At 65.2% G+C, this 9,865-nt stretch carries 9 protein-coding genes and 3 tRNA genes; 8 read left to right on the plus strand and 4 right to left on the minus strand.

From position 1 onward, the window contains the following. Positions 1–549: 549 nt before the first annotated feature. From glcF to Q0R23_RS01135, 4 genes are all read left to right on the plus strand, one after another. A complete protein-coding gene (gene glcF / locus Q0R23_RS01120; RefSeq protein ID WP_293909445.1) occupies positions 550–1,827 on the plus strand; it encodes a glycolate oxidase subunit GlcF in 1,278 nt (425 codons plus the stop codon). A 5-nt stretch (positions 1,828–1,832) separates the two neighbouring features. Continuing rightward, positions 1,833–3,296, plus strand: a complete 1,464-nt coding sequence (locus Q0R23_RS01125; protein ID WP_293909447.1) for an FAD-linked oxidase C-terminal domain-containing protein — start codon at positions 1,833–1,835, stop codon at positions 3,294–3,296. Continuing rightward, a complete protein-coding gene (locus Q0R23_RS01130; protein ID WP_293909449.1) occupies positions 3,283–3,951 on the plus strand; it encodes a DUF5639 domain-containing protein in 669 nt (222 codons plus the stop codon). The genes Q0R23_RS01125 and Q0R23_RS01130 overlap by 14 nt, the downstream gene beginning before the upstream one ends. A gap of 256 nt (positions 3,952–4,207) precedes the next feature. Further along, complete coding sequence (locus Q0R23_RS01135) at positions 4,208–4,987, plus strand: ABC transporter substrate-binding protein (RefSeq protein WP_293909451.1); 780 nt, start codon at positions 4,208–4,210, stop codon at positions 4,985–4,987. A gap of 60 nt (positions 4,988–5,047) precedes the next feature. Here Q0R23_RS01135 and Q0R23_RS01140 read toward each other — a convergent pair whose 3' ends face one another. From Q0R23_RS01140 to Q0R23_RS01150, 3 genes are all read right to left on the minus strand, one after another. Then, a complete protein-coding gene (locus Q0R23_RS01140) occupies positions 5,048–6,358 on the minus strand; it encodes a cyclopropane-fatty-acyl-phospholipid synthase family protein (protein WP_293909453.1) in 1,311 nt (436 codons plus the stop codon). A 150-nt stretch (positions 6,359–6,508) separates the two neighbouring features. Next, complete coding sequence (locus tag Q0R23_RS01145; RefSeq protein ID WP_293909455.1) at positions 6,509–7,558, minus strand: S66 peptidase family protein; 1,050 nt, start codon at positions 7,556–7,558, stop codon at positions 6,509–6,511. Further along, positions 7,555–7,815 carry a hypothetical protein gene (locus Q0R23_RS01150; RefSeq protein WP_293909458.1) on the minus strand — a complete coding sequence of 87 codons (261 nt, stop codon included), beginning with the start codon at positions 7,813–7,815 and terminating at the stop codon, positions 7,555–7,557. The genes Q0R23_RS01145 and Q0R23_RS01150 overlap by 4 nt, the downstream gene beginning before the upstream one ends. A gap of 113 nt (positions 7,816–7,928) precedes the next feature. Between Q0R23_RS01150 and Q0R23_RS01155 the strand changes: the two genes are divergently transcribed. From Q0R23_RS01155 to Q0R23_RS01165, 3 genes are all read left to right on the plus strand, one after another. Further along, positions 7,929–8,005 (plus strand) — tRNA-Pro (locus Q0R23_RS01155). 17 nt (positions 8,006–8,022) lie between these two features. After that, positions 8,023–8,096 (plus strand) — tRNA-Gly (locus Q0R23_RS01160). Between the two features lie 253 nt (positions 8,097–8,349). After that, positions 8,350–8,426 (plus strand) — tRNA-Arg (locus Q0R23_RS01165). Between the two features lie 60 nt (positions 8,427–8,486). Here the strand turns inward: Q0R23_RS01165 and Q0R23_RS01170 are convergent. Beyond that, the gene (locus Q0R23_RS01170) at positions 8,487–9,221 is read right to left on the minus strand and encodes a Fic family protein (protein ID WP_293909460.1); all 735 of its coding nucleotides are present in this window, start codon (positions 9,219–9,221) and stop codon (positions 8,487–8,489) included. Positions 9,222–9,397: 176 nt separating this feature from the next. On the opposite strand from Q0R23_RS01170, the gene Q0R23_RS01175 reads away from it, so the two are divergent. Further along, entirely contained in the window at positions 9,398–9,712 is a 315-nt protein-coding gene (locus Q0R23_RS01175; RefSeq protein WP_293909463.1) for a hypothetical protein, read from the plus strand. Positions 9,713–9,865 lie beyond the last annotated feature (153 nt).

Raw genomic sequence — 9,865 nt, forward strand, 5'->3', positions numbered from 1 at the left:
GATCACCTAAATCCGCTGCACCCCAGATCCCCGCCGCCCACGTCACTTCATCCTGCCATTGTGCCGTTGTCATCCTTCAGTCTCGGCTCTTCTTCGGTCGATGACTGACTTGTGGGTAACGATAAGCCCCAGCGGGCAGGCCCTTCGTCGTGAACGGACGCCCTTGAGGACGCCTGCCCGCCCCTCACCTCTCTTGATTAGCTGACGTGTCAATAGAACCTTGGAGGGGGTTTGTCGCTGCGCTGTGCATGGTACTTCCAGTTCGTTCCAGCCGCACTTTGTCTCACCGCGTTCTCCACATCGTGTAGCTCACGTAGGGCGCTCGTGCTCCGCACCTGCACATAACTGACCTCGCTGGAATGTAGTGTTCTACTCCAGCGGAAACACAAAGCCTACGTCCTTATCCCTGCCCACTCCCCATCTTTCCCCACTTCCCACTCCCCACAAGCGGCGCAGCCGCGCCCCACTTCCCACCCTGTCTTCGCAGCGCACCATTGTCCCGGCCTTCATGTGGCAAGCTCAGTGCATGAATCCGGCAGGGGCGCAGGCATGAATCACGATATTCCGGTTGGGCAGCTCGGAGCGCAGGGCGAGATCATGGCGCACGCCATCGACGCCTGCGTGCATTGCGGCTTCTGCCTGCCCGCCTGCCCGACCTACGCGCTGCTGGGCGACGAGATGGACAGCCCGCGTGGCCGCATTTTCCTGATGAAAGAGGTGCTGGAAGGCGAGTTGCCGCTCTTTGACGCCGCGCCGCACCTGGACCGCTGCCTGGGCTGTATGGGCTGCGTCACCGCCTGCCCCAGCGGTGTGCCCTACGGCGAACTGATTACCAGTTTTCGCGGCTGGAGCGAGCCCCAGCGTGAGCGCAGTGCCTTCGATAAGGCCAAGCGGGCCGCTATTCTCAAGATTCTGCCCGCACCCAAACTGTTCAGCGTGGCAGCGCGGATCGGCCAGTATGCCAAACCGCTCGCTCCGCTGCTGCCGAGTGCGCTCAGATCCCCGCTCGATCTGCTGCCGGAGCACGTTCCAGCCATGCAGAATCTGCCGCGCTTCACCCCGGCCCAGGGCGAAAGACGGGCGCGGGTGGCGTTTCTGGAAGGCTGCGCCCAGCAGGCGCTGGCGCCCAACTTCAACGCGGCGACCCTGCGCGTGCTGGCCCACAACGGGGTGGAGGTGGTCATTCCAGGCGGCCAGGGCTGCTGCGGGGCGGCGGCGCTGCATACCGGGGCCAGAGGCGAGGCGCTGAAACTGGCGCGGGCCAACCTCAAGGCCTTCAACCCCGACGACTACGACGCCATTCTCAGCAACGCCGGGGGCTGCGGCGCCGGGCTGCGCGAGTACCCCGAGGTGCTGCGCGGACTGCCGGAGGAGCAGGCTGCCCAGGCGCTCTCGGCCAAGGTCATGGACATCAGCACCTTCCTGGCGCACCTGAGCGAAGACGGCGGCCTGGAACCGTTCGAGCCGACCTCGCGCCCGCTGAGCGTCGCCTACCACGACGCCTGCCACCTGGCGCACGCCCAGGGCATCCGGGCACAGCCCAGGGCGCTGCTGCGGCTCATCCCCGGCGTCACCGTGCTGGAGGTGCCGGAGGGTGACCTCTGCTGCGGCTCGGCGGGCACCTACAACCTGGAGCAGCCGGATTTGGCCAGCCAGTTGGGGGCACGCAAGGCGGGGAATGTGCTGAGCACCAAACCCGATCTGGTCGCCAGCGGCAACATCGGCTGCCACACGCAGCTTCAGAGCCATCTACGGCGGCAGGGCAGCAAGGTGCCGGTGCATCACACGATAGAGATTCTGGATCTGGCCTACCGGGGGGAATTATGAGTCTGATGACGACCAAACGCACGCCCAAGCCGGTCTCCACGTCCAGACCGCTGAGTCCGTTGGCTGCCGAACTGACCCGGTTGCTGGGGCCGCAGAAGGTGCTGAGCAGCCGCGCCGAGCGCCTCAACTACGGCTACGACGCCATTCTGGTCGGCAAGACCCCCCTGTGCGTGGTGCTGCCCGAAAGCACGGCGGATGTGGTGGCAGCCGTCAGGGCGGCGCGGGCTGCCGGGGTGCCGATTGTCGGACGCGGCGCGGCCAGCGGGCTCAGCGGCGGCGCGGCGCCTCTCGAAGAATCGCTGGTCATCGCGTTTACCCGCATGACCCGGCTGGAGATTTTCGCTGCTCAGCGCGAGGCGCGGGCACAGGCCGGGGTCATCACGCTGGCGATCAGCGACGCGGCGCGGCCTCACGGGCTGGTGTACCCGCCGGACCCCGCCAGCTTCCGCACCAGCACCATCGGCGGCAACCTGGCCGAGAACGCGGGCGGGCCGATGTGCTTCAAGTACGGCGTGACCGGCGATTACGTCAAGGCGCTTGAATTCGTGGACGCGGACGGCGAGGTGCATCACCTGACCAGGGGCGCCTTCGACCTGGCCGGGCTGCTGATCGGCTCGGAGGGCACCCTGGGCCTGATTACCGAGGCCACGCTGCGCCTGAGCACCCCACCCCGCTTTACCCGCACGCTGATGAGTCACTTCGCCGAGGTCGGGCAGGCGGCGCAGGCGGTCTCGGAGGCGATTGCGGCGGGCGCCGTGCCGTCCAAGCTCGAATTCATGGACCGGGCCTGCGTGGGCGCCGTGGAGGACTACCTCCAGATCGGGCTGCCCAGGGAAGCCGAGGCCGTGCTGCTGGTCGATACCGACGGCGAAGACCTGGCCACCGTGGAAGAGGAACTGGCGCTGGTCGAAGCGGCCTGCCTGCACCATGGCGGCAAAGTGCGGCGGGCCGCCAGCGACGCCGACAGCGCCGCACTCTGGCGGGCACGGCGGAGCATCAGCCCCTCGCTGGGCCGCATCCGCCCGCAGCGCATGAACGAGGACATCGTGGTGCCGCGCAGCAGCCTGGCCGAGGTCGTGCGCGAGATCAAAGCGCTGGGCGAGGCGTCCGGGCTGCGGCTGGTGCAGTTCGGGCACATCGGCGACGGCAACCTGCACCCCAACATCCTGTTCGACCCGCGCCGCGAAAGCAGCGAGAAGGTGCATGAGCTGGCGCATCAGGTCGCGCAGGTCGCCATCCGGCACGGCGGGGTGCTCAGCGGCGAGCACGGCATCGGCGCCATGAAACGCGGCTTCATGGCCGAGGCGGTGGACCCGGTGACCATCAGCGCCCTGTGGTCGGTCAAGCACGCCCTGGACCCCCAGGGACGGCTCAACCCCGGCAAGATTTTGCCAGATGAGATCAGGTCAGACGAGATCAGGTCAGATGAGATTAGTTTAGATGAGATTAGTTTAGATGCCCGTCCTTAGGCTCAGCGCCGCCGATCAACTGCTCATCGCCAGCGGGGACACGCCGCTGCTGGACATCTACGCCGCACTGCCCGCCGGGCTGTATCCACCGTTCCCACCCGTCGAGCTGCCGGGGGGCCTGAGTGGGCTGCTGGAGCGCGGCGGTTTCGCTCAGAACTTCTTTTTCGCCAGCGAGATTCTGGGCGTGACCTTCCTGGCCCCCAGCGGACGCACGGTCAGGGCGGGCGGACAGGTCGTCAAGAACGTGCAGGGCTACGACCTGACGCGGCTGTTCGTCGGCTCGTTCGGGCACCTGGGGAGCGCGCTGGAGGTCACCTTGCGGCTGCGGCCCGGACTGGCTGCGGCGCATGTCAGTCGGCCCGGCAGGCTTCCCGATCTGAACATGAACGGTCCGCTGGGCAAGGCCCGCTTCGTCTGGGACGATCAGGGGCAACTCCAGATGCTGCACTTTGGCCAGCCCCGCGAGGTCGAGGCGGTGCTGGCGGCCTTCGGAGACGCTGGCGAGGGCGCCCCGTCCGACCACCGTGCCCTCTTTCCGGACGGCATGGGCACCGGCGAGGGCGGCCCGCTGCGCGACGGGCGCTTCGGCTGGGTCAACGGCGCAGCGCATCCGGCTGTGCCAGCGCTGTTTGCGAGGGTGGCGGCGGCGCTGTAATCGGAGTTGGTCACCGAAGTGGCGCGGGTTTGGCAGCGCTGATACTCCTGACCACATCAGCCGATCAGGCCAGCCGAGAAACCGAAGTACCCTCCAACCGGAGGAGCGTCGCCCAATTGATATGTCGTATTGGGTTGACCCGATACTGACTGGGCCGTCACTTCGGCACTATTCTCCGAATGACCATGCGCTCACCTCCTTGAATTAAGCGTCAATGAATGATTTTTGTAATAATGCTTGCACTCTACTATCTGTTATGCGGAGAAACGTACAGACAATCCTGATCGCCGTCCTGGCGACCCTTGGCACCGCCCAGGCCCGGAACCTCAACCAGATCAAGGCCGACGGTACGCTGCACCTCTACACCAGTGCGGACTTTGCGCCGTTCAGCTCGATTCTGGGTTCGATCACGGGAGGTATGGGCAAGCCGGTGGGCTTCGAGGTCGAACTCGGCAACCTGATCGCCAAAAGGATCGGGCTGCGGCCCGTCTGGCAGGTCAAAAATTTCGATACGCTGATTCCAGACATCATCAAGAACCCCGATGTGGACGTGCTGATCGCCTCGCATGCCATCACCAGCACGCGGGCCAAACTCGTGGATTTCACCAACCCGCACTACTGCACGGGCGGTGTGGCCCTCTCGACCCCGGCGGGGCCACTGGACAGCAAAGCGTTCGAGAATCAGTCGGTGGGCGCCGAGGCGGGCAGCACCTACGAGGGGTATCTCAGGAAGCTGCCCTTTCCAGTCAGGGTCAAACCCTACGCCACCAGCGGCAAAAGCTACGCCGGGCTGGTTTCAGGCCAGGTCGCCAGCCTGGTGACTGACCGCTTCGCCGCCCTGGACGCCGTGAAACGCTTTCCTGACAGCAAACTGAGGGTCGGGCCGCTGCTGTGGCGCGAGGAGATCGGGATGGTGGTCGCCAAAAACAACACTGAACTCCGCACGAGCATCAACGTCGCCTTGGCCAAGATCTTGCAGGACGGCAGTTACGCCAAACTGAGCCAGAAGTATTTCAAACAGGATATTCGCTGCTGAGGTTATAGAGCGAAAAGACCGCCGGGCACGCTCGCCAGCGGTCCTTCGAAGCCACAAGCCCTATCGGTACAAATCCGCCCGGCTGCGTGGCAAAGGCACATGCCGCGCTTCATCCGGCTTGGCCAGCAGCGTCTGAAAAATCGACAGGTGCCCGGCGCTGAAGTAGTACACGCAGGCGTTGAGGTAGATGCGCCACAGCCGGTAACGCGCCTTGCTCAGATGCTGCCGGGCCTCCTGCTCGTGGGCCTCTAAGTTTCTGGCCCAGTGGCCCAGCGTCTGGGCGTAGTGCTCGCGCAGGTTTTCCACGTCGCGGACTTCAAACAGCGCCGCCTCGGCGAACTTCTGCGTCTCCCAGACCGGCAGCAGCTCGCCGTCGGGGAAAATATAGCGGCGGGCGAAGTTGCCGGATTGCAGCAGGCTGGTCACGTGCGCCTGCGCCAGCCCCGACGAGATGGCGTGGTTGAGCATCAGCCCGCCGGGCCGCAGCACCCGGTAGGCGGTTTCAAAATACTCGGCCATGTTCTTGCGGCCCACGTGCTCGGCCATGCCGACGCTGGAAATCTTGTCGAACGGCCCCACCACGTCGCGGTAGTCGCGCAACTCCAGGCTGACCAGGTGGCCCAGCCCGGCTGCCTCCACCCGCGCCTGACCCTCGCGCAGTTGCGCCGCCGAGAGCGTGACGCCCGTGACCCGCACGCCGTAGTGCTGCGCGGCGTAGATGGCCAGCCCGCCCCAACCGCAGCCGATATCGAGCAGATGTTCACCTTCCTGAAGCCTCAGCTTGCGGCAGACGTGTTCGAGCTTGGCGGCCTGGGCCTCGCCGAGCGTTTCGTCGCCGTTCGGAAAGTAGCCGCAGGAGTAGACCATCCGTTCATCGAGCCACAGTTTATAAAAATCGTTGGACACGTCGTAGTGGTGCTCGATGGCGGCCCTGTCGCGCTCGCGGCTGTGGGTGTTGCCTTCCAGGCTGGCACGCGGCGAGGGCGGCGGCGCCCCGGCTCCCCGGCGCAGCCTGTCCACGTCGCGCAGCAGGCCGGGGGCGGCGGCCCAGCCGGGCGCGGCGTCGAAAGTGTCGCCGAGTTCGACGATGGCCGAAAAATCGCCCTCGATATCGAAGTCGCCCCGGATGTACGCCTCACCGATGGCCACGTCGAGCGGCAGCCGCAGCAGACGGCCCAGGGTCTTGGGCGAATTCAGGCGCAGCACGGCGTCTTCTGGACCCGTCGCGGCGATGCGGGTGCCGTCCCAGAGTTCCACGGCGAAGCGGCGGCGGCTGGGCAGCCCCTTGCCGAGCACGTTCAGCGCCGCCTGACGCAGTTTGACCTCGCTGGCAGGCCGGGAGAAGGCGACCACGATGATCGAAGTGGCCATGATCGCTCCGCCTGCGCCCAGTTTGCTCAGGACGTCGTTTCTACGGCTATACGGTTTTTCGGGCTTAAGAACTGGTTGTCTGGGTAAAGCGGGCATCGGGCTCCTTGGGCCGGGCAAACCGAGTTCAGTTCACCTGGTGTTGAAGATGCATCATAGCGAGCCTGGCGACACTCCACCGTGAAGCACGCTGAAGGTTTGCCGCTCCGGGTCGAGCCGGGCCAGGGCTCCGAACGGGAGGGTCAGTTGTGGACTGGTATGCCCAAAGTCCACGTTCGCCAGCACCGGCAGGTCTTCGCGGCCCGCCTCCCAGAGCACTTTGCTCACCCAACCATAGAGTTCGGTAATCATCTGGGGCGTGTAGTCGCGGGGCCGGGCCAGCACCAGTCCGGCAGCGCTTTGCAACATGCCCTGGGCCGCGAAGTTTCGCAGCCAGTAGCCGACCTGCGAAGGCGGCGGTACGTCGTTCGAGGTTTCCAGACAGAGCATGGCGCCGCGCCAGAGTTCGCTCTCCGGCCAGCCGGGCGTGCCACTGAGCATATCCAGCACGTCCAGGCAGCCGCCGATCAGGTGACCCTCGGCGACCTGAGTGCCCTGGAGCCATACCCAGCCGTCCGACGGCGTGAACGGGCGGGGCACGTTCTGCAACTCGGCGTCCAGCCAGTCGGGACCGCCCGCCGCCCACTCGGCACTGGGCTCGATGGTGTACGGCCCGGCATGCATGGTCGCCTGCGCCGCGCTGCGGGCCACCTCCGGGCGAATGCCGCTGTGCTCGGCGAAGTCGCTCAGCAGGGCCGGGCCGTGGAAAGCGCAGACCCCGGCTCTCAGGAACTGCATCAGCGTCACGGTGCTGTCGGAATAGCCCAGGAAGACCTTCGGGTGGGCGCGGATGATATTCAGGTCGATCAGCGGCAGCAGCCGGATGCTGTCGTCGCCGCCGATGACGCTCAGCAGTCCGGCCACCTCGTCATTTTCCAGCGCCCAGTACAGGTCGTCGGCGCGGGCCTGGGGGTTGCGGTAGAGGTAGTCGGCGCCGCGCAATGCGTTTGGGGCGGGGATGATGGTCCAGCCCAGGGCCGTTTGAATTTGTCTTCGCCCAGCTTCGTAGCGGTGCATCACCTCGGTGACAAAGCCGCTCGATAAGCTCAGCGCCGCCACCGTGTCGCCGGGTTGTAGGGCTCTCGGACGGACGAACGAGGTCAAGGCTGCTCCAGCAGCGCCCGGCAGCGCTCACGCACCCGCCAGGACGGATGGCTCAGCCCGACATTGAGCAGCGCCTGGACGTTTCCGGCTTCGTGCAGAGCCTGCAAGATACTCTCCGCGACCTCCGGATCGTCGGCGGCCAGGTCTTCGAGGAGTGCGCGGGTCAGGGGGTGCAGGGCCGGAGCAGTGGGGCGGCTTTGCCAGGCGAGGGAGCGAGGCGAGGAATGCGCCGGGCCACTGGGCAAGAAGGGCAACATGTCTCAGGGTAGGCGCCGCGCCCCGGTTTATTCAGGGCCAAGTGGCCTAGGCCGTTACGGCGGGCTTGAGCCGGGGCGCCGCGTCCTGTATACTCCCCTCTGCGCGTTACCGACGAGGCGTAGCGCAGCCTGGTAGCGCATTTGGTTTGGGACCAAAGGGTCGCAGGTTCGAATCCTGTCGCCTCGACCAGAGCGTAACGCGCAACTGCGGGATTGGTGTAGTGGTAGCACAGCAGCCTTCCAAGCTTCTGGCCTCGGTTCGAATCCGTGATCCCGCTCCAGCACAGGCCAAGGCCCCCCGGTGTGGGGGCTGCGTCGTTTGTGGGGGCAAGATGTTGGTTTTTGGTTGGAATGAGGTTCGTTCGTTGTCTGGTGGCCCCAGGGTCGGGGGCGGGTTTCAGTCTCAACTAGTGTTCGGCTACGATTTGGTGGCCGTAGGTTCGGGGACGGCGTCTTGGGCAGAACGGCACCTACCGGGCCTGACCGCCCCTCACCTCTCTTGCAGGCGCTGACGTAGGCTTAAGTTGCTCTTAGGCACCCTTAGCTCAGTTGGATAGAGCAACCGCCTTCTAAGCGGTCGGTCGCTGGTTCGAGTCCAGCAGGGTGCACCACACACAAACCTCGTCTCAGGGCGGGGTTTTTGCCTTGACTCCTGTGCCTCACGTCTCAGGTCAGCCGCCGACGATCTCCAGCAGTTCCAGCAACGCCACCCGCACCCGCTCGGCGATCAACGCTTCAAAGGGAGCCAGCTTGCCGCCATTGGCTTCCTCCAGCGCGGCGTAGTAGCTCGCCCGCTCGGTGACCGGCAGCAGGGCGGGCGGAAAGCCCGAACGGATCAGCCACAGGTTCATCAGCAATCGGGCAGTGTGTCCGTTGCCGCCGCTGAAGGGCTGAATGGCGACCAGACCGTAATGGAGCCGCGCCGCTACGAGGACTGGATGCGCCTGATCCGCGTTGATCTCCAAGAGAAACGGCGGCACCAGCTCCGGCACCTTCAACGGATTCGGGGAGATCCGGCTAGGCCCAATCACCCGTACCCGGTCTCGGCGATAGACCCCCGCGTCCAGCGTCTGGATGCCCGTCAGGATGACCCGGTGCAGTGAGAGCACCTCATCCTCGGTCACGTTCCCCGGCTGCGCGGCCAGGCGGCGCATCAATCGCCAGGCTTGCCTATGGTTGACAACCTCCAGATGCTCACGCAGAGGGTGACCGGACACCGTGATACCGTCCAGCAGCACCGCTTTGGTTTCGGCCAGCGTCAGGGTATTGCCCTCGGTGGCATTTGAGTTATAGGTCTGGACCACTTCCCAGTCGGTGTCCAGACTGGCCGCGAGCGCGGGCGGGAGCGGCAATGAACGCAGGCGAGCATTCAGGGCATCGAGCCGCGCCAGGTCTGGGACGGTCACCCGGCAACTCCTTTGCAACTGGCAGCCGCGCCCGCCTGAGTCCTCATCGCTCAAAACTAGCACCCCGCCGCAGTGCTCGCACGAACAGCGGTTCATCGCTACAAATCGTTGCGCCGCCCCGCCTCTTTCGTGCTCCATGCTCAGTTGCCCGCGCCGCGCCGCTGTAGACTCCGGGGATGAAAACACTCCAGGGCCGCTACACCGCCGAGCAACGCAATGGTGGATATTACCTCAAAATCCTGGAAGATTACGGCCACCACAGCGCCGAGGTCAGCAAAGACGACTGGAAGGCCGACCTCGAAATTCTGCGCGAAACCATGACCAGAGAACTCGATCCCCGCGTGGAGGTCAACACCCAGGCGGGCAAGATGCTGTGGCGTTTCGCCCACCGGGGCCGCGACAGCAACACCGGCGCCAGCGCCTACTTCCAGGGCCGCGCCCAGACGCTGCTGGTTCAGACCGCGCCCGTCTCGATGATGGGCCGCCGATAACATACTGCTGAGCTAAGTACATTGATTCTGAATTTATGATATCCTAAGTGATGCCAAGACGAAAGCAGATTCACCCAGTTGAATTGACCCTGGAACAGCAGCACATTCTCGAAGAGCTTACCAGTAAGGGCGCTATTCAGGTTCGTGTCTACA

This window comes from Deinococcus sp. (assembly GCF_025362455.1).
Taxonomy (GTDB): Bacteria; Deinococcota; Deinococci; order Deinococcales; family Deinococcaceae; genus Deinococcus.